Source organism: Rothia amarae, from assembly GCF_014705945.2.
Lineage (GTDB): Bacteria > Actinomycetota > Actinomycetes > Actinomycetales > Micrococcaceae > Rothia > Rothia amarae.
Genome location: NZ_CP061538.1, coordinates 258,709 through 281,783 on the forward strand (window position 1 = coordinate 258,709; position 23,075 = coordinate 281,783).

The 23,075-nt window shown below is 52.8% G+C and carries 21 protein-coding genes and 1 pseudogene; 10 read left to right on the top strand and 12 right to left on the bottom strand.

Annotation, left to right across the window (positions count from 1 at the left end; genetic code table 11):
- Nucleotides 1–308: 308 nt before the first annotated feature.
- Nucleotides 309–1,694 carry an aldehyde dehydrogenase family protein gene (locus tag IDM48_RS01265; protein WP_190617715.1) on the bottom strand — a complete coding sequence of 462 codons (1,386 nt, stop codon included), beginning with the start codon at nucleotides 1,692–1,694 and terminating at the stop codon, nucleotides 309–311.
- Between the two features lie 185 nt (nucleotides 1,695–1,879).
- Nucleotides 1,880–3,281 (bottom strand): annotated as a pseudogene (locus IDM48_RS11800) (peptide MFS transporter).
- Nucleotides 3,282–3,679: 398 nt separating this feature from the next.
- On the opposite strand from IDM48_RS11800, the gene IDM48_RS01275 reads away from it, so the two are divergent.
- From IDM48_RS01275 to pabB, 3 genes are all read left to right on the top strand, one after another.
- A complete protein-coding gene (locus IDM48_RS01275) occupies nucleotides 3,680–4,228 on the top strand; it encodes a DUF4190 domain-containing protein (protein WP_068172389.1) in 549 nt (182 codons plus the stop codon).
- Between the two features lie 124 nt (nucleotides 4,229–4,352).
- A complete protein-coding gene (locus IDM48_RS01280; RefSeq protein WP_068172386.1) occupies nucleotides 4,353–4,682 on the top strand; it encodes a rhodanese-like domain-containing protein in 330 nt (109 codons plus the stop codon).
- A gap of 27 nt (nucleotides 4,683–4,709) precedes the next feature.
- Complete coding sequence (gene pabB, locus IDM48_RS01285) at nucleotides 4,710–6,107, top strand: aminodeoxychorismate synthase component I (RefSeq protein WP_238398002.1); 1,398 nt, start codon at nucleotides 4,710–4,712, stop codon at nucleotides 6,105–6,107.
- Here pabB and IDM48_RS01290 read toward each other — a convergent pair.
- The gene (locus tag IDM48_RS01290) at nucleotides 6,097–6,507 is read right to left on the bottom strand and encodes a DoxX family protein (RefSeq protein ID WP_145174104.1); all 411 of its coding nucleotides are present in this window, start codon (nucleotides 6,505–6,507) and stop codon (nucleotides 6,097–6,099) included. The genes pabB and IDM48_RS01290 overlap by 11 nt on opposite strands.
- A 120-nt stretch (nucleotides 6,508–6,627) precedes the next feature.
- Between IDM48_RS01290 and pyrE the strand changes: the two genes are divergently transcribed.
- Both pyrE and IDM48_RS01300 read left to right on the top strand, forming a co-directional pair.
- Nucleotides 6,628–7,212 (top strand): orotate phosphoribosyltransferase, encoded by a 585-nt coding sequence (gene pyrE / locus IDM48_RS01295; protein ID WP_145174101.1) that lies wholly within the window; start codon nucleotides 6,628–6,630, stop codon nucleotides 7,210–7,212.
- A gap of 70 nt (nucleotides 7,213–7,282) precedes the next feature.
- A complete protein-coding gene (locus IDM48_RS01300) occupies nucleotides 7,283–8,017 on the top strand; it encodes a TrmH family RNA methyltransferase (protein WP_068172374.1) in 735 nt (244 codons plus the stop codon).
- Here IDM48_RS01300 and IDM48_RS01305 read toward each other — a convergent pair.
- Nucleotides 8,010–9,164 carry an NAD(P)/FAD-dependent oxidoreductase gene (locus IDM48_RS01305; RefSeq protein ID WP_190617716.1) on the bottom strand — a complete coding sequence of 385 codons (1,155 nt, stop codon included), beginning with the start codon at nucleotides 9,162–9,164 and terminating at the stop codon, nucleotides 8,010–8,012. The genes IDM48_RS01300 and IDM48_RS01305 overlap by 8 nt on opposite strands.
- Nucleotides 9,165–9,304: 140 nt before the next feature.
- On the opposite strand from IDM48_RS01305, the gene IDM48_RS01310 reads away from it, so the two are divergent.
- The 3 genes from IDM48_RS01310 to IDM48_RS01320 all read left to right on the top strand — a co-directional run bounded on the left by IDM48_RS01310 (nucleotide 9,305) and on the right by IDM48_RS01320 (nucleotide 12,613).
- Nucleotides 9,305–10,744, top strand: coding sequence for an MFS transporter (locus tag IDM48_RS01310; RefSeq protein ID WP_068172369.1), 1,440 nt, complete (start codon nucleotides 9,305–9,307; stop codon nucleotides 10,742–10,744).
- 278 nt (nucleotides 10,745–11,022) lie between these two features.
- On the top strand, nucleotides 11,023–12,045 hold the full coding sequence (gene fbaA, locus IDM48_RS01315) for a class II fructose-bisphosphate aldolase (RefSeq protein WP_190617718.1): 1,023 nt from the start codon (nucleotides 11,023–11,025) through the stop codon (nucleotides 12,043–12,045).
- A 139-nt stretch (nucleotides 12,046–12,184) separates the two neighbouring features.
- Complete coding sequence (locus tag IDM48_RS01320; protein ID WP_190617720.1) at nucleotides 12,185–12,613, top strand: DUF3151 domain-containing protein; 429 nt, start codon at nucleotides 12,185–12,187, stop codon at nucleotides 12,611–12,613.
- 89 nt (nucleotides 12,614–12,702) lie between these two features.
- Here the strand turns inward: IDM48_RS01320 and ald are convergent, their stop codons facing one another.
- The 5 genes from ald to IDM48_RS01345 form a co-directional block, all read right to left on the bottom strand.
- Nucleotides 12,703–13,791, bottom strand: a complete 1,089-nt coding sequence (gene ald / locus IDM48_RS01325; RefSeq protein ID WP_190617722.1) for an alanine dehydrogenase — start codon at nucleotides 13,789–13,791, stop codon at nucleotides 12,703–12,705.
- A 163-nt stretch (nucleotides 13,792–13,954) separates the two neighbouring features.
- Complete coding sequence (locus IDM48_RS01330; RefSeq protein WP_145174088.1) at nucleotides 13,955–14,398, bottom strand: hypothetical protein; 444 nt, start codon at nucleotides 14,396–14,398, stop codon at nucleotides 13,955–13,957.
- Entirely contained in the window at nucleotides 14,391–14,861 is a 471-nt protein-coding gene (locus tag IDM48_RS01335) for a hypothetical protein (RefSeq protein ID WP_145174084.1), read from the bottom strand. Before IDM48_RS01335 ends, IDM48_RS01330 begins: the two co-directional genes overlap by 8 nt.
- A gap of 21 nt (nucleotides 14,862–14,882) precedes the next feature.
- On the bottom strand, nucleotides 14,883–15,281 hold the full coding sequence (locus tag IDM48_RS01340; RefSeq protein ID WP_145174081.1) for a hypothetical protein: 399 nt from the start codon (nucleotides 15,279–15,281) through the stop codon (nucleotides 14,883–14,885).
- Nucleotides 15,282–15,465: 184 nt separating this feature from the next.
- On the bottom strand, nucleotides 15,466–16,380 hold the full coding sequence (locus IDM48_RS01345; protein WP_145174079.1) for a hypothetical protein: 915 nt from the start codon (nucleotides 16,378–16,380) through the stop codon (nucleotides 15,466–15,468).
- A 204-nt stretch (nucleotides 16,381–16,584) separates the two neighbouring features.
- On the opposite strand from IDM48_RS01345, the gene pheA reads away from it, so the two are divergent.
- Nucleotides 16,585–17,529 carry a prephenate dehydratase gene (gene pheA / locus IDM48_RS01350; protein WP_190617724.1) on the top strand — a complete coding sequence of 315 codons (945 nt, stop codon included), beginning with the start codon at nucleotides 16,585–16,587 and terminating at the stop codon, nucleotides 17,527–17,529.
- Nucleotides 17,530–17,593: 64 nt separating this feature from the next.
- Here pheA and IDM48_RS01355 read toward each other — a convergent pair whose 3' ends face one another.
- Complete coding sequence (locus IDM48_RS01355) at nucleotides 17,594–18,838, bottom strand: diacylglycerol/lipid kinase family protein (protein WP_190617725.1); 1,245 nt, start codon at nucleotides 18,836–18,838, stop codon at nucleotides 17,594–17,596.
- Nucleotides 18,839–18,987: 149 nt separating this feature from the next.
- Between IDM48_RS01355 and serS the strand changes: the two genes are divergently transcribed.
- Complete coding sequence (gene serS, locus IDM48_RS01360; protein ID WP_190617727.1) at nucleotides 18,988–20,298, top strand: serine--tRNA ligase; 1,311 nt, start codon at nucleotides 18,988–18,990, stop codon at nucleotides 20,296–20,298.
- A 77-nt stretch (nucleotides 20,299–20,375) separates the two neighbouring features.
- On the opposite strand, the gene IDM48_RS01365 is transcribed toward serS, so the two are convergent.
- Both IDM48_RS01365 and IDM48_RS01370 read right to left on the bottom strand, forming a co-directional pair.
- On the bottom strand, nucleotides 20,376–21,584 hold the full coding sequence (locus IDM48_RS01365; protein WP_190617729.1) for a globin domain-containing protein: 1,209 nt from the start codon (nucleotides 21,582–21,584) through the stop codon (nucleotides 20,376–20,378).
- 122 nt (nucleotides 21,585–21,706) lie between these two features.
- Nucleotides 21,707–22,906, bottom strand: coding sequence for a globin domain-containing protein (locus tag IDM48_RS01370; RefSeq protein ID WP_190617730.1), 1,200 nt, complete (start codon nucleotides 22,904–22,906; stop codon nucleotides 21,707–21,709).
- Nucleotides 22,907–23,075: the final 169 nt, after the last annotated feature.

The following is a 23,075-nucleotide window of genomic DNA, read 5'->3' on the forward strand; positions in this document are numbered from 1 at the left end:
CGTGTTTCACTGGAGAATGTACGCCACCTGCAAGGGCAGATGCTAGAGGTTCTTTATAAGAAGTAACTTGGTGCAAAGAAAGTTAACATGGGCTTGACGAGTTAGTTCTTTTCCGTTTCCCCAGTTTGTAACAGACTTTTGGGGCTGTACCAGGAAAGTCATGGTACAGCGCGGAAAGTCTCATACGAACTCGAGGCGGGGAGCCTCGCGGGGACTTTGGGCCAGAAACATGAAAGCGGACCGCATTCTATGCGGTCCGCTTTCACATTTCTGATACAAACTGGGTTAAGTCCAGCTCCCACAACCGATTAGCGGTCGATAGCTCCACCGCGAATGAGCTTCTCGTTGGAGAACTCGTAGAAGCCCCACTGGGTGAGTTCGCGCCCGTAACCGGACTTATTTACGCCACCGAAAGGTAGATCTGCCTGGGTGGTTACGTGCTCGTTGACCAAGGCCATACCCGTTACTAATTGATCCGCAACCTCAAAGCCGTGTTCGACATCGTCGGTCCAGACCGATGCCTGCAGGCCGTACTCGGAGTTATTGGCGAACTCGATAGCTTCTTCTTCGTTCTTAACCTTGTAAATAACCAGGGCGGGTCCAAAGAGCTCGTTGCAGGAGAGGTCCGCGTCGAAATCAACACCTGTCAGTACCGCCGGGCTCATGAACCAGCCGGGGCGGTCAAGCTTTTCGCCACCGAAGTGCAGGGTTGCGCCGTCTTTCACTGCCTGGGCAATGCGCTCTACAGCTTCATCACGAGCGCCCTCCGAGGAGAGGGGACCCATCTGGGTGGACTCATCCGAAGCGTCGCCTACTTTCACGCTCTGAGCGGTTTCAACCGCAGCTTGAACGAACTCATCATAGATGCTCTCCAACACGATAACGCGCTTGGGTGAGGTGCAGACCTGACCAGCATTCGCAAAACGCAGGAAGGTGAGTTTCTGCGCTACCTTGGCGACGTCCTTGACTGAATCCAAAACGATAGCGGGGTCGTTGCCGCCCAGCTCCATCACAGACTTCTTGACGTTCTTAGCAGCTGCCATTGCCACAGCAGTACCTGCACGCTCAGAACCGGTAACAGATGCTCCCTTGACGCGGAAGTCTTCTAGCACGGTCTCTACGTCTTCAGCGTTGAGGTAGAGGTTCTGGTAAGCGCCGTCAGTCAAACCTGCTTCGGAGAGAACTTCTTCGAATTTTGCGGAAGAAACGGGGCAGATAGATGCCTGCTTCATCAAAATAGTGTTACCCAGCAGAAGGTTTGGTGCGGAGAAGCGGGCAAGCTGGTAGTAGGGGAAGTTCCAGGGCATGACGCCGATGAGCACGCCCATCGACTCGTGGCGAACCAGGTTGGTGGGAGCACCCTTGGCATCAAGCTTTTCGTCTTCGAGAAGTTCTTCAGCATGGTCTGCATACCACTCAAAGATGTTAGCAACGAGCTCAATTTCATCCTTGGCATCGTTGACTGGCTTACCCATTTCTTTGCCGATAATTTCAGCAAGTTCTGCGCTACGATCGCGGAAGATTCCGGCGGCTTTGGTGAGAACTGCGGCGCGCTCGGTTGCAGGTTTCTTGTGCCATTCTTGGTATGCCTTATCCGCGGTGTCAATAATTCCGGGGATTTCGGAGGGGTTGATGGAGTCGAATTTCTGCTCGACTTCACCGGTGTTTGCGTTAGTTAGTGCGTAGGTGCCCATGAAGTTATTCTCCTTTTATCTCGGATAGAATCTAAGTCTGCTTCATGTTACTTTCTTAAACCTACCGCGGTATCTTCTTAAAAAACAGGTGTTGAAGAGGCTCTCTCAGTAACTTAAAAGCAAGGGGGTCCCTCGAAACATCGAGGAACCCCCTTGCTTAGATGGGGCAAAAACCGCAAAGATGTTTAGCGAACGCCAGCCATCTTCTGAGTAATCCACTTGTTCATACCCCAAAGCAAAAGACCGACCACAATGGTGCCGATACCCAGCGTGGTGAAGTAAGGAACTTCGGTTTCTACCGAGTAGAACTTAGCCAACCAGCCAGCGAGCACGGTACCTAAAGCAACTGAGGTGAAGTACAGCGCCACCATGTTCACTCTGTGACGTGCGGGAGCCAACTTAGTGGAGAGCGACGTGCCCACTGGAGAGATTGCAAGCTCAGCGATGGTGCATACGAACAAAATCAAAACGATCCAGCCAACGTTCACGCTCATGTTTCCTGCCTGAGTAAGGAAGATGAGGAACGCGATACCTACGCCGATGATGCCCAAGGCAAACTTGACCACAGTGGTGGGCTGGCGCTTGCCGAGGCGGTCCCACATGATGGTGAAGAGGGGCGCGAAGATGATGATGAAAATGGGGTTAATGGAGTTCACTAAGCTGGGCTTGAGCTCCATGCCCAGGATGTTCCAGTTCAAGCGGGTATCTGAATACAGTGCCATTACAGTGAACTGCTGCTGGTATAGAGCCCAGAAGACGGCGTTACCAATCCACATGGGGATGAATGAAACCACGCGGGAGTGCTCCACCGAGGTGATTTGCTTGTCCCTTAAAAATAACGGTGAACAGCGAAACCGCACCAATAGCGATGAACCCCATAACCCAGCTGGCGAGGTTACTGGGGGTAATGATGCCGGTGAACACCAGAAGAAGAATAACGACAAGAATAGCTACGCCCAGTAGTGAGTACTTCTTCTTTTCTGAAGAAGTAAGTGGTGCGGAGAGCTCATGCGCTGATTCAGGAAGGTTCTTGCGGGTCAGCGCGTACTGGGTCAGGCCAATTGCCATACCGATCGCTGCTAGTAAGAAGCCGGCGTGGAAGCCCCAGAGACCCCACCCAAAAGTAGTGAGCAAGGGGCCTAGGAGGGAGCCGATGTTTACACCCATGTAGAAGATGGTGAAGCCACCGTCGCGGCGGGGATCATCTTTGGCGTAGAGGGTGCCCAAGAGTGCCGAGGCATTCGTCTTTAGACCACCGGATCCGATAGCTACGAGAAGTAGACCTGCGATGACGCCGGCGGCACCGGGCAGCAAAGCAAGCGAGATATGGCCCGCCATAATCAAAATGCAGGAATAGAATAAGGTGCGTTCGGGGCCAAGAACGCGGTCGCCAATGAAGCCGCCCAAGATAGCAAGCAGGTAAACGGTGCCACCGTAGGCACCCATGATGCCTGCTGCGGTGGTCTCGTTGACCAGTCCAGATCCACCCTCAGTTACTGCATAGTAGAGGTAGAAGATCATGATGCCCTGCATGCCGTAGTAGGAGAATCGCTCCCACATTTCTACGGAAAACAGGTTTGCTAACATGCGCGGGTGACCAAAGAAGGTTTTACCGCTGGGGTTTAGCTCGCTGGTGGTGCGAACTGCGGCTTGGGAGCCGGTATCGTGCGGAGATGTCGTCATTTTTTCAACTTAGAACAGGGAACGCGCAGGGGATAAAGCGAGCTCCGGTGCAATGGTTTTTCCGTGCAATTCTAAACCTTAATTGCTTTCGGAATCATCTTTTCTATGCGATGAGATGCATAAATTTACGTTCTGGGTAAATGAGAATCCGGGGGAGAGTAACACTTGGGGGATAGTGAAAGGGGCTATTTTGATGTCCTTTGACAGGTGCAAAAGGTGAGAGAGATGAATACCTCAAAAAATAATACGCCACCTTAATATTTTTCCCACACTCCGGATGCGGATTATGGTTGACTGAAGTTATGACTACTACACCTCATAACTCGAATGAAAATAATATTCCTTCAAATCCGAATAATGCGGGTAGCAGCCGAGCTGTGAATTCCGATTCTGTTCACGATTCCGTTGCTGGAACCCCCAACAACACTCAGCAGTACGGTGAGCACCACAACGGCGCTCAGGCAAATGGCGCGCCCGTCGCACCGCAGTACACGGAGAACAACAACCATTACGTGAACGAGCATCAGTATGGTCAGGTTAATGCGGCTAACGAAGCTGGCGTAAGTGCAGCACAGACTTCCAAGGTCGTGGGCATTATTGCTCTTATTCTTTCCATCATTCCTATTTTCTTCCCCGTCACTCAGATTATTGCAATCGTGCTGGGTATCGTAGGAATGTCCAAAGCAAAGAAAGCTCAACGTTTCGGTATCCCTGCTAAGGGCGGCAAAATTATGAGCATCATTGCAATTGTTATTGCGCTGATTTGGATCGTACTCGGTATTATTGGCTTCATTATGCTGGCTAATAACCCTGACTTCCAGGAACAGATGCGCCAGTTCCAGAACCAGTAATAGTTTTTAGCTTGAGAAAATCCGCTTCGGTTTCACCGGGGCGGATTTTTTGTTGTCCGTGTTGCTCAGCGTCGTCGTCCGTGGAAAAGTTAGATTTGATAGACCATCAACCTAAGGAGAAAACATGAACGACGATTTGCGCCAGGTAACTGTGGACGAAATCCCTGCAGATGCCAAGATTTTGGACGTGCGCGAGGACATGGAATGGGAAGCAGGCCATATTGAAGGCGCCCAGCACATTCCCCTCGGCGATGTTCCCGCCCGTTACGGTGAGGTGCCCCTGGATGAAGATGTGTATATCATCTGCCGCTCTGGTGGGCGCTCATTGAAGGCAACCGCCTACCTTCAGGATGCCGGTTTTGACGTGCTGAACGTTATAGGCGGCATGGGTGCATGGCAGGACGCCGAGAAGCCTATGGTCTCTGAAAACGGTGAAGACGCGCGCGTAATGTAGCTGCCGTTTTTCACCTAGACTGTTGAGGTGACTCGTTCTCTTAGACTGCGTGCCCTCGATTTCATGGTGAATCCCCAGCTAGCTTTTCCTCTTATTGCTGGCGATTCTAGCTATGCCTTTTGGCTGGATTCTGCTCGCCCTGAATCACCTATGTCTCGCTTTTCTTATGTGGGCGTAGTGCCTAATCCCGCCCAGGTATTGAGGGTGGAAGAGGCGGGTGAGCAGAATCCGTGGGAGTTACTTTCTGAAGCTTTGGCATCTGCACCGCAGGTGGATTTTGAAGATGTATCTGTGGAAGTACGCAACCACTTGGTAAGTGAACTGTTAGGCGGATACGTAGGGTATTTCGGTTACGAGTCGCGCCGTGCGCTGGGATTTTCCACATCCTATAGCGCGGAAACTCCCGATGCCCTCTGGATGCCCGCTGTCCGCTATCTCATGCTCGATCACATTGTGCAGCGCGCCTATCTGGTGGGAGATAGCGAGTGGATTGAGACGACGGCGCAAGCTCTAGCGGAAATCGCGGAGCAAAGTTCATCTGAAAATGAGACGTCTTGGGGCGATACTCAGCCGCAGGCGGGGCTTCACTTTGCTGACCCCGACCGCGCCGAATATTTAACCGCTATTGAAGACTCTCTGCACGAGATTTATGAGGGTAACACCTACGAGGTCTGCATGACCGCAGAGACCCGCACGTCATTACCCCGTGAAATAAATAGCCCGCGCGGCATATTCGATCTGTACTGCGCGCAACGTCAGCATAATTCGGCGCCCTATGCTGCATTTTTGAAGTGCGAGGACCACTGGGTTCTGAGTTCCTCTCCCGAGAGGTATCTCACGGTATCTGCTGCAGGTCGCGCCGAGACAAAGCCCATTAAGGGAACGGTTGAACGTGCTGCCGACCCGCTGGAGGACCTCCGCGCCGCCACCTGGTTACGGGAAGATCCTAAGACACGCGCGGAGAACCTCATGATCGTGGATTTACTCCGCAACGATTTATCGATGGTTAGTGAACCCGGCACGGTTAAAGTACCGGTGCTGATGGGCGTGGAATCTTACTCGACGGTGCATCAGCTTGTTTCTACGATTTCCTCGTTACTGCGCCCCGAAGTTTCCGCGGTTGACGCTGCCGCCGCTTGTTTTCCCGGTGGCTCCATGACCGGCGCGCCTAAGCCCTCCACCATGGAAATTATTGACCGATTAGAGCAACGTGCCCGCGGAATCTATTCGGGGTCGCTGGGATTCTTTTCGGCGTCGGGTGCGGCGAATCTTTCGATTGTCATTCGCACGCTGGTGGTTTTACCCAGCGGCGAGGTATCGCTGAGCGCCGGTGGCGCAATTGTTGCCGATTCTGATCCCGACGCCGAGTACGAAGAAATGCTCGCTAAATTGCGGGCGGCTCTCCCCGGCGTCCCTACTTCTTAGTGATGTAGAGGGCGCCCGCAATCATGGGTAGCTGCATGGGTAGACGGCGCAGGCGCTTGGCGTCGGTGTCGAATACTCCGGGTATGTCGATTTTAGCGGTGTACTGGTAGACGTTAGCGGGAAAGACTGCAGTGAAGAGGGCTGCGGCGCCTAGCCCAGTTGCTCGACGTGCGCGCGGGGCAGTCAGCATTCCGAGCCCCAGAGCTAGCTCTGCGACGCCCGAGAGGTAGACGATGTCTTCTGCTTTGCCGGGAACCCATGGGGGGACGATGGAAGCGAAGTTTTCGACGGCGTCCTGCTTGAAGTGAAGGGCGCCCATAATCGTGAGCCCCGCACCCATGCCGAGGCGGGTGAGTTTCTGGCCGGTGGATTCGCTGGGATCTTTGGAAAAAATGCTCATGGTTCTAGACTACCGAACCTCGCGGGTCACCAAATCCGTAAAAATGCACCCAAATACCTACACTTTTACTGATTTAATGACCCGGGCCCGCTAAGCCACCCCGTTCGCTACACTTAAACCATGACTAAGCTTTCTGAAACCCTGCCCATTGACGAAGCACGCGAACGCCTGCGCCAACTCATCATGAAACTTGCCGTCGTCCGCGGCAAAGTAACCCTTTCTTCCGGTAAAGAAGCCGACTACTACGTCGACCTTCGCCGCATCACCCTGCATCATGAGGCATCACGCCTTGTCGGACAGGTTATGCTTGACCTCCTGGATAACGCCGGCATCGAATTCGACGCCGCAGGCGGTCTCACCATGGGTGCAGACCCCGTAGGCAACGCCATCATGCGTTCGGCAGGTGACCAGGACCGCGCTATCGATACTTTCGTGGTGCGTAAAGCTCAGAAGTCTTATGGCATGGGACGCCAGGTTGAGGGCCCCAGTGTTGAAGGGCGCAACGTCGTGGCTGTTGAAGACACCTCCACCACCGGCGGATCAGCTCTTACCGCAGTAGAGGCGCTCAAAAAAGCTGGCGCGAACGTGGTAGCTGTTGCAGTGATTGTTGACCGCGCAACCGGCGCCAAAGAGCACATTGAAGAAGTAGCGGGCGTACCCTGCCTTTACGCATACTCAAAGACTGATTTGGAACTCGAAGACTAAGATTTTTACTTCACATGAGAGGGCGGAAAACTGCCCTCTCATGTGCGTTAACGCAGCAGAAAGCTTTTTCATGATTGACCCCGAAAACCCCTCAGAGAACCCCGAAACCTCGAACTCTCCACAGGTTCCCCTCACAGAGACACCTACTCCAGAAACCGACGGCGCCGCCGCCACCCAGTTTGAACAGTCTGAACACAACGTGGGTGTGGGGCCGTGGAAGGGTGAGCTACCCGAAGGCGACCACTGGGATCCCGAGCTGTTAGAGAAAGGCGACCGCCGCAACGTCGTCGACCAGTACCGCTACTGGAAGATGGATGCGATTATCGCCGACCTTGATTCCAAGCGCCACAAATTTCACGTAGCGATTGAGAACTGGCAGCATGACCTCAACATCGGCACCGTAGTGCGAACTGCCAACGCTTTCCTCGCCAAAGAAGTGCACATTATCGGCAAAAAACGCTGGAATCGACGCGGCGCTATGGTCACCGACCGCTACCAGCACGTTCGCCACCATCCCACCGTGGAGGAGTTCGTGCAGTGGGCGCAGGGGGAGGGGCTCACGATTATTGGCATCGATAATTTCCCCGATTCCAAGCAACTGGAAACCTATGACCTGCCAGAGAACTGCGTCTTTGTCTTCGGGCAAGAAGGTCCGGGGCTTTCCGACGAAGTGTATGAAGTCGCCCAAGATACCCTCAGCATTGAACAGTACGGTTCTACCCGCTCAATGAACGCCGCCTCAGCCGCCGCCATCGCCATGCACGCGTGGATTCGCAAGTTCGAGTTCGGTCAGCGAGTTAATTAGCCGCCTTCCGCCCGCTTGCTAATGCTCCTTGGATAGAAGCATGGCGTATGTCGCCAGCGAGGGTCATCTTGTTATTTTTTGGAACAGGGTTAGAGTCTGCGCCGATGATGGGAAGAGCATGTTCTATATGATGGGTCGTCAGCAGCTTCCAATCATCAGCGTTATCGGCTCCTAGAATCTGGGCAGAACGTGCCGCAATCTGTTGGGGGTCATCGTTACGTAAACCGGTAGCGCTTACCTCCACCAGGTGCTTGCCCAAGGGCGCGTAAGAGGGAGCAATGTTAGATACTACGGCCGTGTGATTGAACAGAGGCTGTCCCGAGAGATCAAGGTGAAGGTAACGGGATTCGGTTGGTCTAGTCGAGGTCGCAAACCACCAGGTAGTAAGAGCTCCCGTGGCGGGTTTATTGATGCCAGTTAAGTAAGACGATGCCAGAGGGTCAGCCGCAACAATCACGCGGTTAGCGGTGAGCGTAGATCCGTCAGAGCAAACTACTTCTACACCGGCAGGAGCTTCATTAATTTTTTCGACTGCGGTGTTAAACCGAATTGATTCTTTCACGCCCTCCAGAAGTTGCTTTACTATAGCTTCCATACCCTGAGCGGGCAGGGAAGGCGAACCCAGCACGAAGTACTTCATGAGATCCCTGGCGAATTTCACAGAACAAGACAGCTTCTCGTCCGCTACCACGGCAGCAAGAAAAGTACGAATCGTGCGATTCATCAATGGGCTGAACTGCGATTTGTCTAACGCATCTGCAAGGGTGATTTCGGAGGGAACTCTCAAAAATTCGAGAGCTGCCCGCGCGTCTTGACCTTTGAGCGTGTGCAGTAATCCACCAGCATTGTGTGGGGCGCGAGTGGGGTCTGCGAGAGTAATCTGTTTGCCCTGATGCCACACTGTAGCCCCGCGATCAAAAGCTTGTAGACCCAGGGATTTAAGATTTAGTTGTGAACGTGCCGCTGGGTAGGCAGGATTGAGAAGCTGAAAACCTACATCGCAGGTGAACCCCTCAATTTTCTCAGATGCGATACGCCCACCGGCCCTATTGCTTTTTTCAATAATTACAAAGTCAGTACCTTGGCGTTTGAGCTCTTGTGCCGCGACTAAACCGGAAATTCCTGCACCAATAATGATGGTGTTCATTGGTGACCTTTCTACATGAAGAACGTTATAGAAAGCTTATTATGCAAAGCTGAATCAAGCTATGGACATCGAGAATACTTGTACCTATAAATGCGTTATAAGCTGAGATAGATTAACCACCATAATTCGCTGGAGAATGAATGGCCTTACCTCAACCCGCTATTTCCTCTAAGAAGCTCTTATCAGCTCTTCTTATCCCACTCTTTATGGCGCTTTTGGCTGTATCTGTGGTGAATGTGGCTCTCACTCCTATAGGTAATTCATTGGGAGCTTCTTCGAGCCAAACCCAGTGGGTGGTCTCCGGGTACGCGCTCGCCTTTGGTGTTCCGCTGGTTGCTGCGGGTAGATTTGGCGATGCCACTGGACGGCGTCGCATGTTTATTCTTGGCATCACGACGTTTACCGTGGGTTCGTTGATAAGCGGTTTGGCCCCCAACGTAGAAGTATTGATTGCTGCGCGCGTGCTCCAGGGGCTTGGCTCAGGCTTTCTCAATCCTCAAACCACTGGCATTATTCAGAGTAATTTCTCCGGGCAAGCGAGGGCACGTGCCTACGGGATGTTTGGAACGGTAGTAGCTCTTGCGGTAATAGTGGGGCCTGTGATGGGCGGTTTCCTCATTCAGCTCTTTGGCGAATCTTTGGGCTGGCGCATGATGTTCTTGGTGAACGTGCCTATCGGTTTGTTGGGTATCTATTTGGCGATGAAATGGCTCCCTAACGATCGTCATGCAGCTGATTTGAGTAGCAATCCCCGCCGACGACATATGGATCTTGACCCTGTAGGCATGATTACCCTCGCGGTGGCAACTTTAGCGGTTCTGTTCCCCTTCGTACAGCGTAGCCAAAACCTGCTGATTTGGGCTTTGCTTCCCGCAGGTATTCTTCTTCTGGTCTTCTTCGTGGTGTGGGAAAGTCGCTATAAGAAGGCCGGGCGCCCTCCGATGGTGGACATGGACCTTATCAAAGAACCCGCCTTCCGCAACGGCATTTTGATTGTGACTCTTTATTTCTTGGGTAACACGAGCGTATGGCTGATTGTTCCTGTCTACCTGCAGTCGCATATGCATCAGAGCGCGCTGGTGGCGGCGTCCATCGGTATTCCCTCATCCATCCTCTCGGCTTTTGCCGCACCGTGGGCAGGTAAGCGTGTGCTCGGTGCCGGACGCCGTATGGTGATGGCTGGATTTATCTGCTCGATGCTCTCCATTGCCGGGGCTATGGCAATGATTGGCCCGGTTGAATCTGGGGCAGTTCCCGTGTGGGCGCTTGCGATCCCGTTGCTCTTGCTTGGCGCTGGTGGTGGTCTGGTGATTTCTCCCAACCAAACGTTGACTCTCAAATCGGTACCTACCAATATCAGTGGTGTTGCCGGCGGTATTCTTTCGCTGGGTCAGCGTATGGGTACGGCAATCGGTACCGCTCTCATTCCCAGCATTATGTACGGAATGGTGGCGGCGGGATACCACTGGAATATAGGCTTTGCCGCCGCGTTCGGCGGAATTCTGGTGTTACTAGCGGCTGGTCTGTCGGTTACTTTCCTCGACCGACGTCGTGAGGTCGCTGAAAATCAGCAGGGCTAAAGTTCTTGTTTGCATAAACCCATAATCCCCAACTTGTGAGTGGATTTTACCGGGGAATTCTTGGTTCAAATGCCCCAATCCCACACAAATAATCTGGTATTAGGTGGGTTTATGTGTGAAATAGTATGTCGATAACTCTTTAGTTTGCCCCTCTCCTTGGTAGAATTAGAGCAGATGAGCACCTCGTGCTGGGAGGGCTTCACCGCTAGCTCGGTGCGATGTGCTTTATTGAAGAAACCATCAAAACGGTGGTTAACATTTGACCCGAAGGAGTCAGCATGCCTATTGCAACCCCGGAAAAATATGCAGAAATGCTTGAAAATGCTAAGTCAAAAGGCTTCGCATACCCTGCCATCAACGTAACCTCTTCCCAGACCCTCAACGCAGCACTTCAGGGCTTCGCTGAAGCTGGTTCAGACGGCATCGTGCAGGCATCTACCGGTGGCGCAGCTTACTGGTCTGGTGCTTCTAAGAAGGACATGGTTGCTGGCTCTCTCGCATTCGCAGCTTACGCACGCGAAGTTGCTAAGCAGTACGACGTCAACATTGCGTTACACACCGACCACTGCCCTAAAGACAAGCTAGACGGCTTTGTTCTGCCCCTGATTGAGGAGTCCGAGAAGGCTGTTGCTCGCGGTGAAGATCCCATCTTCAACTCCCACATGTGGGATGGCTCAGCTATTGCGCTCGATGAAAACCTCGAGATCGCACAGCAGCTTATTGCTCGTACCTCTAAGAACCACCAGATTCTCGAAGTTGAGATTGGTGCAGTGGGCGGCGAAGAAGACGGCGTTGAAGGCGCTATCGACGACTCGCTCTACACCACTACTGCAGATGCTATTAAGACTGTAGAAGCTATTGGTCTGGGCGAAAAGGGCACCTACATGGCAGCTCTTACCTTCGGTAACGTTCACGGCGTTTACAAGCCCGGTAACGTTCACCTACGCCCCGAACTGCTCAAGCAGATTCAGGATGAAGTTGGCGAGAAGTACGGCAAGGATAAGCCTTTCTACCTCGTATTCCACGGTGGTTCAGGCTCCACCGAGCAGGAAATCGCAGATGCAGTTTCCTACGGTATTATTAAGATGAACATCGATACCGATACCCAGTATGCATACACCCGCCCCGTTGCAGGTCACATGTTGGCTAACTACGACGGCGTCCTGAAGATTGACGGTGAAGTTGGTAACAAGAAGGTTTACGATCCTCGCGTTTGGGGTGCTAAGGCAGAAGCTGGCATGACCGCTCGCGTGGTTGAAGCAGCTCAGCAGCTTGGCTCCGTAGGTACTTCACTGAAGTAACCGCACGCTAGAAAAATGCCCGCTCTCCTGGAGGAGGGCGGGCATTTTTGTGTCTTTGCTGGTTACCCACTTCTTTTTCCTGAGGAGGAATCTCGGTAGCATGGGACTGTAAAACAACGAAGAAACGAGGATATTTAGAATGTCACTTGCTGGTAAAAATCTTCTGGACGGCCCAGACCCCACTTTCCTGCCTCGTGAGGCTGAGCTAGAGAACCGCATTCAATCGGCAGAGCCTGCCGCAGAAATTGTCAAAGACTTTCCCAAGTCTTCTCTGGCTTGGGCAAACCTTGCAGAAGAGGCCCTCGCCGCTGGCAACACCGTGGAAGGTTACGCCTACGCGCGCGTCGGCTATCACCGAGGCTTGGATGCGCTGCGCGGAAACGGCTGGAAAGGTCACGGGCCTGTACCCTTCTCTCACGTTCCTAATCAAGGATTCCTCAAAGCCCTATATCTGCTAGGCCAGGCGGCAGCAGAAATTGGGGAGACTGACGAAGCTGAACGAATCGATAAGTTTCTCGACGATTCAGACCCCACCGCTAAAGAGATGCTCGCAGGCGAAAGCGCCTAAACGTATCGTTTCTTAATACAGTGAAGCCCTGCATCGTAAAAGATTGCAGGGCTTCACTTTTTCACCAGCGCAAAACGCCAACCAGAGATTTATGCGGCAGGCAATTCGGGGAACGCTTCGGCTACTCCGGCAAAAGTGATTTTGCCGCCGTCGGTGTTCACCCCGAGCTGTAGCGTGGGGTCCGCTTCGAGTGCTTCCCGCACGCCCTCTGCCAAGCGGAGAACGTAGGGGAGAGTGGCGTCGGTGAGCGCGATGGTGGACGAGCGTGGCACCGCACCGGGCATGTTAGCCACGCAGTAATGGCGAATGCCATCGACCTCGAAAATGGGGTCTGCATACGTGGTGGGGCGGGAAGTCTCAAAGCAGCCGCCCTGGTCGATTGCAACGTCAATCAACAGGGTATTTTCTTTCATGTGCTTGAGGTCTTCGCGGCTAATAACGTGCGGCGCTTTAGCACCGGGGACCAGTACGGAGCCGATAATGACGTCCGCGTTCTCAATTTCCCTGCGAATGTTTGCGGGATTCGAGGTGAGCACGCGAGCCGAAGAACCGAACTGGTCGGATAGCTGGCGCACGCGCGGGCCGTAGCCTTCAAGGATGGTTACTTCTGCGCCCAAGCCAACAGAAATTTGAGCTGCCTGGGTGCCAACATTTCCGCCGCCAATAACGACCACACGGGCGGGCGCAACACCGGGGGTTCCGCCGAGCAGGACGCCGGGGCCTCCTTCAGTGCCGAGCAGGTATTGTGCTGCGGCACCGGCGGCTAGCCGGCCTGCCACTTCGCTCATCGGTAGCAGGAGGGGGAGCAAGCGTCCGTCGCGCACTGTTTCGTAGGCGATTGAGAGAGTCTTGGAATTCAGAAGAGCTTCGGTGAGGGGCTTATCCGCCGCTAAATGCAGGTATGTGAAGACAGCGAGATCTTCCCGAAGATACTTGTACTCAGCCTCGATGGGTTCTTTTACTTTGACGAGAAGTTCCGCCTTGCCCCAGGCGTCGTCCTGAGTAACGAGCTGGGCGCCTGCCTTCTCGTATTCCTCGTTGGAGAATCCGGCGCCTTCGCCAGCTCCTTTCTCCACGAGGACGTCGTGCCCTTTTTGGGTGAGCGCGAAGACTCCATCGGGAGTCATGCCTACACGCTGTTCCTGGGGCTTAATTTCTTTGGGTACGCCGATGCGCATTTTCTTTCCACCTCACGTCGTTGGGTAGTGGTAGTTCTTTAATACTCTCGCAGATTGAGGACGAAACCAACTGTTCCTCTCAATGTGAAGTGTGGTCAATTTTTTGGTGTTTTGGCGCTCAAAAAGCCACAAAATTGACCATACTTTGACACCCGGCGACAGACTACAGTTCTGCTTTCATAGCTGGAAAATGCTCGGAGCGAGGTTCTTTATACATCCAAGGGCTGAAATATTTGGTGATGAACATAAAAATTACACCTAGCCCAACGCTGGTAGCTGCGGTCAGAGGTGTTGATGTCTGCTCTGGAGCAAAAATAAAGAAGAACATAACAAGTAGCAAAGGAATAAGAAGAACGTTCGATATCACGGTTTTGCGGGGGTCAGTGCGTTTGAGGTCGTAGGGGTAGCCGAACCAATTGAACTGCCGAAATATTGCCTGTACAACCCATATGAGAACTACCCAAAGAATGACGGGGAATGAGTTGTGGATAATCAGCCAGAGCACCGGTGCGAACATTACTCCGTAGATAATCGCGGGAAGCCAGGGGCTCCCTGAGCGGAGAACTTTAACGTCGTTGGTAACGGTAACGAAGCGTGGTTTAGGCATGGTGTTCTTCTCCTTTGAGGGGATAACGCCAGGGTATGAGCTTGCGGAAGTAATACAACGAGAGCGCAAAAATGATGCCGCCAAAAACGAGACTAGCCAGTACATTACCGCCCGAGGAGGTTATCGTGAGAACCAGAACCAGCAGGGGGATGAACACCAGAAAGACGCCGGACGTCGACTGCGTGGTGCGGGGATAGGAGCCCTTATCTCCCCACCAGCGGTAATTCAGGGGATCTACCCGAGCAAGAACCGCCATCGCCGCAAAGCTCAGAATAGCCGCTAAGAGCAGCCAGAGAATTCCGTAAGAAGCAGCGGTAGGAAGGAACGCCATGACACCTGCGGTGCCGAGAGCATTGGGCCAGGGCATGCCATAGCGTTCCTCATAGCGGACGCCGTCAAACACGCCCGTTTTGTCGGGTGGCTCTTCGGAAGGAGTTTCGAAACCGGGGTAGTAGCTTTCCATGTTTGCTCCTTTCCATAAGAATCAAAAACCGGTATAAACGGTAGGCTGCAAATATTTAGTGCTCAGGGTGACTGCCAGGAAGACTAAAAATACCCATATCTCAACTGCTAACTCGGATATTTCTAGGACCGCGAAAACCATTGTGAGAATGAAAGAAAACAATAGAATCAACGCGTTAAGGGAATTTTTCAATTTTTGAGTTTCGTTGGGAAATCCATCTTGATTCCAGCGCGTTAGAACAAAAATAGTGCCCAGATGGCCGGCAAGAGCAATAGCCAAAATTATGGTGGGGACGTGCGCCAAAAATGCATACATGAGCAGGGAATATGCCGCGCCGCGAGCATACGCCGCGTGCCACGTTGTTCCGTTGATGAGCGGCCCAGGCGATTTTTCCTGGGCGCTAAGCTGTGGTTCGCTCAAAACTGCCTCCTCACGTGGTGTTCCTCCTATTGTAAAGGTTGTCACTTAAAGGAAGACAGGCCCAGAGAACCTAAGGTTCTCAGAGGTGGTATCCCCGATGCTCACCATCGCGCGTCGAACTGTGGTCAATTTTTTGGTGTTTTGGCGCTCAAAAAGCCACAAAATTGACCATACTTTAAGAACTTTAAGAGCTTCTTGCACCTAGAACTTTCATCACTGCTTTGGGTATCATTGCCCCACGAAAATATTCAAAATTGTAGAGATCAGCCGCAAAAATACGCACTTCAACCCATCCCGCTATATGAGTGCGTGCTCTGCGCTCTTCGTCCAATCGCATCTGCCGTAAACCAGTATGATGGACCCCTTCGTACTGGATGCTTATCTTTCGAGCAAAATCTGCCAGATCAGGCTCACACACGTACCTGCCGCAGCCATCACGAATCACCGGATTCACAGCTAACTCTGTGATGCCATATTCGCCTAAAAGTAGCCTTAGCTCTGTTTCTTTGACAGAATCGACCCCCTCTGCTGCAAGGTCTAGTGCCTGAAGGCAGACTTCTTTGCCGCGATGATTTTTCTTGTGTTGGAGATACTCCAACAAAGAATCCTTCGTAGTAAGAGAAACTCGTCGCCTTTGAGCCGCCGGCAACAAACCATCCGCCACATACACTAGTTGACGAGCGCTCATCATCAATCCCAGGTCTAGAAAAGTGCGCTCGACTGTAGTGATGCAATGGCTGTCATCTTCGGTGATTTCAGACTGGCTCAGCTTGCCTCGCAACTGCTTGATGCCGCGGCGTCTCACCCGTTTGTTGTTAAGGGTATATAAATAAACATCAGTTGTTTCTTGCTGTTCTGGAGGCGTCCGGAGTCCATAAATTACAGAGGCTGATGGTCCTGCGATAACGCTACTTTCCACGCTTTGCGCAAATGCGTGGATTTTTTGTTCTGCTGAGATTTCAGCTCGATTTAGAGCATAGATTTTATATCCCAGCCGTCGCACTTCCACTCGATGGGAAGCATAGGGCGAAACGCCGTCGACTAAATTATTCGTCGTGAAGATAGGCGGTAAGTCGTCTACTTTTGGAGTGTTCACCATGAGTACATAGTGACCCAGAACCGTGCCTCTGGGACGGGAAGATCTAAATCTGTGGATAAACATGAGCTGTTTTGAAGATTATTTTTAATTGTGGAAAAAGTTTGGTCAATTTTTTGGTGTTTTGGCGCTCAAAACGCCACAAAATTGACCAAACTTTCAGGCGCGAACGCAATCTAAAGTAAAAGAGAATCTACACTGGAAACCATGCGCTATACCTTCCTCGGCCCCGCCGGCACGTTCACCGAAACCGCTCTTCTTGCTGTACCTGAGGTGGCAACTTCCGAGCGTTTTCCTTCTAACTCTGTACCCGGCGCGTTGAACGCCGTCCGTGCTGGGGACGCCGACGCCGCGATGGTACCTATTGAGAATTCGGTGGAGGGCGGTGTGACAGCGACCCTTGATGCCATTGCTCTCGATAACAGCCTGCGCATCGTGCGGGAAATTCTTGTGCCCATCCAATTCGTGCTGGTGGCGCGCGAACACATTTCTCTTGAAAACATCACGAAAATTTCTACCCACACCCATGCCTGGGCGCAGGTTCGTGCGTGGGCAGAGCAACGCGTACCTGACGCCGAATACATCCCCGGTCCGTCCACCGCTGGTGCCGCGCTGGGCTTGCTTACCGAGCATCCACCCTACGACGCAGCAATTTGCGCCCCTGCAGTCGCCAAAACTCACCCAGAACTCAAGGTGCTGGAAGAGAACATCGGGGATAATAAGCACGCAGTCACTCGCTTTGTTCTGGTGGCTAAAAATCCCGAAATCCCTGCCGCAACCGGGGCAGACAAAACCACTCTCGCCATTCCGCTTCCCGAAGATCGCCCCGGCGCCCTGCTTGAGCTGCTAGAGCAGTTCTCTACACGCGGTATCAACCTTTCGCGCATTGAATCAAGACCGACCGGTGCTTTCTTGGGTTCTTACTTTTTCTCAGTGGATATTGATGGGCATATCTATGACGCGCGGGTTCGCGACGCCCTGCGGGGTCTCCACAGGGTCTCCCCGGATATCCAGTTCCTGGGTTCTTACCCTCGGGCTGATTCGCGCCCGACGAACATCGACCCTATCCACAACGAAGACTCGTTCGACGCCGCCCGCGCCTGGGTGGAAACCCTCTTCCCGCAGGGACGCCCGGAAAATCTGCAACATTAAGGTCTGATCCGAGAGTGAGAGTTTGCCGAAGCTACGCTGTGGCTCTCACCTCCACGAATCAACCTTATTTATCGAACCACTTCTGCACTTTGCGGGAGCGATCTTCGAGAGAGTCCACGAATTCCTGCAGGATGGTGTCGCTAGAATCCGCGAGTTTTTGCTGCAGTTTTTCGCGGGATTCGAGAATTTCCTGGGGTATTTCGTTCCAGGGGCGAGTGCGTACTTTGTCCTCGGGGTAAAGGCGCACGTTCACCGCTGCGGGCACGATTTCGGCATCCAGATGGATGGCGGGTTCCAGCACGTCGCCGTCGACCTCAACAGGCAGGGGCACGCCTTCAAAATCAACAGAAACTTTCTTGCCGATGAAGTGTTCCACCACGGGGGTGCGGCGGTCGAAGACGCTGGGGCCGAGCATGAATCGTGCAGATACACGAAGCCAGCCCATGAGGCTACGAGGGGTCAAAACAATAACTTCGAGTTGACCATCGCGCGCGGTAATAGATGAGGTGAGTTTGATTCCGCCCTGGACTTCGCCACAGTTAGCAATCAAAATTGACCGTATTTTGCGGTCAAGAACGGTTTTGTCATCGAGCACAATTTTGGCAGGACGGCGAGGGGCAACCATGTTCTTCAAGCCGGATTGCACATAGGCAACCCAGCCGAGTTTAGCTTTGAGCTCTTCGTTGGTGTCTGTCATTACCTGAGCATCAAAACCTGCCCCGCCCATGACCAAAAAGTTCCGCACGGTTTCAGTTCGGGCTTCGTTACGCATTTGCATGCGAATCATATCGATGGACTGAGTGTAACCGTGCAGGGCTGAATTTACGCATGCCTCAATATCCCAGTACTCCAGTTTGAGGTTACGCGCCAGCAAGTTGCCGGTGCCCAGGGGAACGATTCCGAGCGCGGCGTCGGAGCCAGCAATACCTGCTGCGACCTCGCGCACGGTGCCGTCGCCACCGATGGCGATAACAATCTCCGCTCCATTCTTCACGGCGTCTTTCGCCATCGAATAACCGGGGTCATCAACCTCGGTTTCGTAGAAGATGGGCTCGTCCCAGCCTGCTTCTGCAAGCTGCTCTTTCACTACCTTGCACCCGTATTGGGCGTTCAACTTGATGGGGTTGAAAATTACTGCCACGCGCTTGGGCTCGGTGGGTTCAAGCATCACGTGCCAGGGGCGATAAGTCGGAAAAATATCCGGACGTTTATTTTGGCCCGCTTTGACCACAGCCCACGAAACCGCGGTGTAAGTAACGCCTAGCGCCAGTGCGCTGATGGCGGCGATATTTTTCTTATTTCTCTGCATGCTTACTACTTTACAGTGCAAAGAAGCTTGAGAACGTTGTGCGGCTGTGGGGGCTGAGAACATCCTTAAAACACATTCAACTTAAGTTCCCACCGCTAAGGCTTCTGCGAACCCTGCGAATGCGCGGCAAATACGGTAAATTTAGAACTGTGATTGACATTAATCTTCTGCGCGAAAATCCCGAAATATTCCGTGAATCGCAGCGTGCACGCGGCGCTGATGTATCACTGGTAGACCAGATTCTTGAAGCGGACTCCAGCCGTCGCTCGTCCATCTCTGAGTTTGAAAATCTGCGCGCTGAGCAGAAGGCTTTTGGCAAGAAGGTCGCTGCGGCGCAAGGCGAAGAGAAGCAGGCTCTTCTGGCAGAGGTCAAAGAGCTCTCCCAGCGAGTCTCTGCGGCAAAGACCGCTACCGACGACGCTCAGGCGAAGTTGGACGACCTGCTCATGACCATCGAGAACCTCATCATCGAAGGAATCCCTTCCGGCGGCGAAGACAACTTCAAGGTTCTGAAGACCGTAGGTGAGCCCCGCGATTTCTCAGCTGAGGGTTTTGAGCCTCGCGATCACCTAGAAATTGGTGAGCTGGTAGACGGCATCGATATGGCACGCGGTGCCAAGGTGTCCGGTTCCCGGTTCTACTTCCTCAAGGGCTACGTTGCTCGCATGGAGCAGGCGCTCTTGACCATGGCGTTGGATCAAGCAGTTGCCAACGGCTTCATTATGATGACCACGCCTACTCTGGTACGCCCAGAGACCATGAACGGTACTGGATTTAACGTCAAGCATGACGACGAGATTTACCGCCTTGAACGCGATGACCTCTACTTGGTAGGTACCTCGGAAGTTGCCCTCGCTGGCTACCATGCCGATGAGATTTTGGACTTCTCTGACGGCCCCATCAAGTACCTCGGCTGGTCCTCCTGCTACCGCCGGGAAGCTGGTTCTGCTGGTAAAGATACCCGCGGCATCATTCGTGTGCACCAGTTCAATAAGGCAGAGATGTTTATCTACGCGCCCCAGGAACAGGCTGAGGATCTTCATGATCAGCTGTTGGGCTGGGAAGAAGAAATGCTACAGAAGTGCGAGCTTTCCTACCGCGTGATTGATACTGCCGCTGGTGATTTGGGCTCATCTGCTGCGCGTAAGTTCGACTGTGAAGCATGGGTTCCTACCCAGGAGACTTACCGTGAGCTGACCTCAACCTCGAACTGCACCACTTTCCAGGCACGTCGTCTGAACGTGCGCGAGCGTACCGCAGATACCGTGGATGCCAACGGCAAGACCAAGAAGGGCGCTACCCGCTCGGTAGCAACCCTCAACGGCACGCTGGCAACTACCCGCTGGTTGGTTGCAATTCTGGAAACCCATCAGAATGAAGACGGTTCAGTGAACGTTCCTGAGGCTCTACAGCCTTACATGGGCGGTCTCAAGGTCATCCCCGTGGCGAAGAAGAAGTAATTTCTCACTGCACGGATAAAAATGTGCCTCACAGGAAAATCCTGTGAGGCACATTTTTATTTAAAAGCTTCGCTTATCTAGCTGACGTAGCGGCGACCCTGAATCGTTTGACGTCGTGCTCGGTGCATCCACTGGTCAGGCCCAAATACTTCGTAGTGAATATTCTTACCCGGCAGGCCAGCTTGAACTAAGGACGAGCGTACGGTCTGCATAAAGTCCAGTGGACCGCACATGAATGCGGAACTCTGGCGGGAGAGCTGGAAACGACTCATGTCGATATCGCCGTCGTAATCGCCTTCGCCCTCTGCCTGTAAGAAAGAGATGAGCTTGCCATCGGGCAGAGAATTAATTGCGGCAGCGTATTCCTGGCGAAGCGGCCAGCTCTCCAGAGACTGATCGCGGTGTACCGCAATAATTTCGCGACCGTTGCCCTGAGATGCCAACTTGTGAACGAAAGCTAACGCTGGAGCGATTCCGATTCCGCTGGTGAAGAGGTAGAGCGGCCCAAACTCAAGAGGGGAAATATTGTTGAGCACCACGTCCCCGTAGGGGTTGGAGAGCTCTATCGTATCGCCCTCTCGTAGGTCTTTCAGCATCGGAGTGACTTCACCGGCAGGATTGATTTTTACGGCAAAGCGACGCTGATGTAGCTGGGAAGGCAGCAAAGAATACTGGCGGGGCTGGCGTAGTCCGTCTGCGGTCTTCACAACCACTCCCACGTACTGCCCTGCCTCAGCGGGAGTCAGCGGAGTGTTATCGGCTGGTTCAAATGTGAAATCGTAGACGTTCGGGGCGACTTCCTCTTTCTTCACCAGGGTAAAAGGGGCATTGACGACGTCGTTCGCCTGACTATCGTACAAACCCTTTTCAATTTTGATCAGAGCCTGCGCCATCAACCAGTAAACCTCGGTCCATGCCTCGGCAATCTCTGGGGTAAGAGCATCCGCCAAATCAATAGCAATTGCCTCAAAAAGATACTTGTAAACAATCTCGTAGCCTTCTTCCCCCACTCCGAGGGAAGCATGTTTGTGGGCAACCCGAGAAAGAATTTCATCGGGGTAAGAGTCTGGGTTGTTCAAGATATAGCTGGCGAAAACTGGGATAGAGCCGGCTAGCGCTCGCGGCTGAATGCCTTCTTTTTGATCGGCACGGGAGAACATGCCGTCCATGAGTTCAGGGTGGTTCTTGAAAAGTCGTTCGTAAAAAATTGGGGTAATAGTGTTGATTCGGCCTTGAATAACGGGGAGGGTAGCTTCAATAACCGGGCGTGATTTCTCAGAGAGCAAGGTGGGGATTTACCTTTCTAATGCGTTCCATCCCCACGGTGCAGTAACCAAAAGTGAGACGGGGAAACCTAACTACCCGTGGACGAGATGGGCGCATATTTATTGGGTTCAGGGGGAAGAGGTTAGTATCTTCTGTGCATTGTGCGGCGAGTTGCCGTGTGCATGTAAGGGTCAGACCCAAAGGTCTCAAATTGGATGTTTTTACCGGGAACACCGTTGGCAATCAAGCCTGAGCGCACCGTCTGCTTAAAATCAACAGGACCGCACACGTAAGCAAAGCTACGCGGAGTGATTTCTAACTTTTTCATGTTGATACTTCCGGTGAAGTCTCCTTCCCCGCTGGCCTGCAAGAAACTGATGAGCTTGCCGCGGGGGAGTTTGCCAGTGGCTTCTTCTAACTCTTCGCGGTATGCCCAGGTGCGCAGCGATTCGTCGGCATGTACGAAAATGATATCGCGCGCCGCATGCTCGAGTGCCAACTGGTGGGCGAAAGCAAGAGCGGGGGCGATGCCGATTCCCTGAGTAAAGACATAGAGGGGACTGAAGCCGTCGGTGACGGTCTTCTCAAGTGTGAGATCTCCATAGGGGTTAGAAATCTCTACGGTATCGCCTACCTGCAGTCCGGTAAGAATGGGGGAAATTTCTCCCGTTCTATCTAGTTCCACAGCGATGCGGCGCTGGTTGAGACCGCAGGGTAGCGCAACGTACTGGCGGGGCTGGCGCAAACCGTCTTTCGTTTTGACGATGACCGAGAGGTACTGTCCGGCTTTAATATCGCTGAGGGGAGTGTCGTCGGCAGGCTCGAATACCAAGTCGAAAATTTTGTCTGCTTTTTGTTCTTTTTTCACCAGGGTAAAAGGTGCGTTAACCTGGTCGTTCGCCTGGCTATCGTAGAGGCTACGTTCAATGCGAATGAGAGCATCTGCCATCATCCAGTAGATTTCCGTCCAGGCATCGCGGAATTCAGGGGTGTATTCCTCGCCAAATTCTTTTTCGATGGCTTTGAAGAGGAACTGGTAGACCGTCACATATTCTTCAGCGGGAACACCCAAGGAAGCGTGTTTGTGTGCTACACGAGTAAGAATCTCATCGGGGCTGGAGCCGGGATGGTTCAGTACATAAGAGGCAAAGAAAGTGATAGAACCTGCCAGCGCTTGCGGCTGAGTTCCCACTACCTGATCGACACGGGAGAACATGCCATCGAGTAAGTCTTCGCGTTCGGTGAGCATTTCATCGTAAAACGCAGGGGTAATTCGCCTGATACGTTCTTGCATATCAGGTAACGTTTCTTCAATAATTTGGCGTGAAGATTCAGATAGCATGGTCCCTCATGTTTCCCGTGGACTCAAACGGCGCGTCTGAAGATGCCGTGTTGATTGGCCGCGACTATAAGTTTTCTATATCTAAAACCTACCCTAAGGGAAAGGTGGATTGCCTAGAAATATGTCCTTCTTATGGGTGAGTTAGTAAATGAGCCTTAAAGAAGAAAAG

Bases quoted from the DNA above. Each gene is read 5' to 3' on its own strand.
- IDM48_RS01290 (WP_145174104.1), bottom strand. From the start codon at position 6,507: ATGAGCATTTTTTCCAAAGATCCCAGCGAATCCACCGGCCAGAAACTC.
- IDM48_RS01280 (WP_068172386.1), top strand. From the start codon at position 4,353: ATGAACGACGATTTGCGCCAGGTAACTGTGGACGAAATCCCTGCAGAT.
- IDM48_RS01265 (WP_190617715.1), bottom strand. From the start codon at position 1,694: ATGGGCACCTACGCACTAACTAACGCAAACACCGGTGAAGTCGAGCAG.
- ald (WP_190617722.1), bottom strand. From the start codon at position 13,791: ATGCGCATCGGCGTACCCAAAGAAATTAAGCCCCAGGAACAGCGTGTA.
- IDM48_RS01345 (WP_145174079.1), bottom strand. From the start codon at position 16,380: ATGGTGAACACTCCAAAAGTAGACGACTTACCGCCTATCTTCACGACG.
- IDM48_RS01305 (WP_190617716.1), bottom strand. From the start codon at position 9,164: ATGAACACCATCATTATTGGTGCAGGAATTTCCGGTTTAGTCGCGGCA.
- pyrE (WP_145174101.1), top strand. From the start codon at position 6,628: ATGACTAAGCTTTCTGAAACCCTGCCCATTGACGAAGCACGCGAACGC.
- IDM48_RS01275 (WP_068172389.1), top strand. From the start codon at position 3,680: ATGACTACTACACCTCATAACTCGAATGAAAATAATATTCCTTCAAAT.
- IDM48_RS01330 (WP_145174088.1), bottom strand. From the start codon at position 14,398: ATGCCTAAACCACGCTTCGTTACCGTTACCAACGACGTTAAAGTTCTC.
- fbaA (WP_190617718.1), top strand. From the start codon at position 11,023: ATGCCTATTGCAACCCCGGAAAAATATGCAGAAATGCTTGAAAATGCT.
- IDM48_RS01300 (WP_068172374.1), top strand. From the start codon at position 7,283: ATGATTGACCCCGAAAACCCCTCAGAGAACCCCGAAACCTCGAACTCT.
- IDM48_RS01370 (WP_190617730.1), bottom strand. From the start codon at position 22,906: ATGCTATCTGAATCTTCACGCCAAATTATTGAAGAAACGTTACCTGAT.
- IDM48_RS01310 (WP_068172369.1), top strand. From the start codon at position 9,305: ATGGCCTTACCTCAACCCGCTATTTCCTCTAAGAAGCTCTTATCAGCT.
- IDM48_RS01335 (WP_145174084.1), bottom strand. From the start codon at position 14,861: ATGGAAAGCTACTACCCCGGTTTCGAAACTCCTTCCGAAGAGCCACCC.
- IDM48_RS01320 (WP_190617720.1), top strand. From the start codon at position 12,185: ATGTCACTTGCTGGTAAAAATCTTCTGGACGGCCCAGACCCCACTTTC.
- IDM48_RS01355 (WP_190617725.1), bottom strand. From the start codon at position 18,838: ATGCAGAGAAATAAGAAAAATATCGCCGCCATCAGCGCACTGGCGCTA.
- pheA (WP_190617724.1), top strand. From the start codon at position 16,585: ATGCGCTATACCTTCCTCGGCCCCGCCGGCACGTTCACCGAAACCGCT.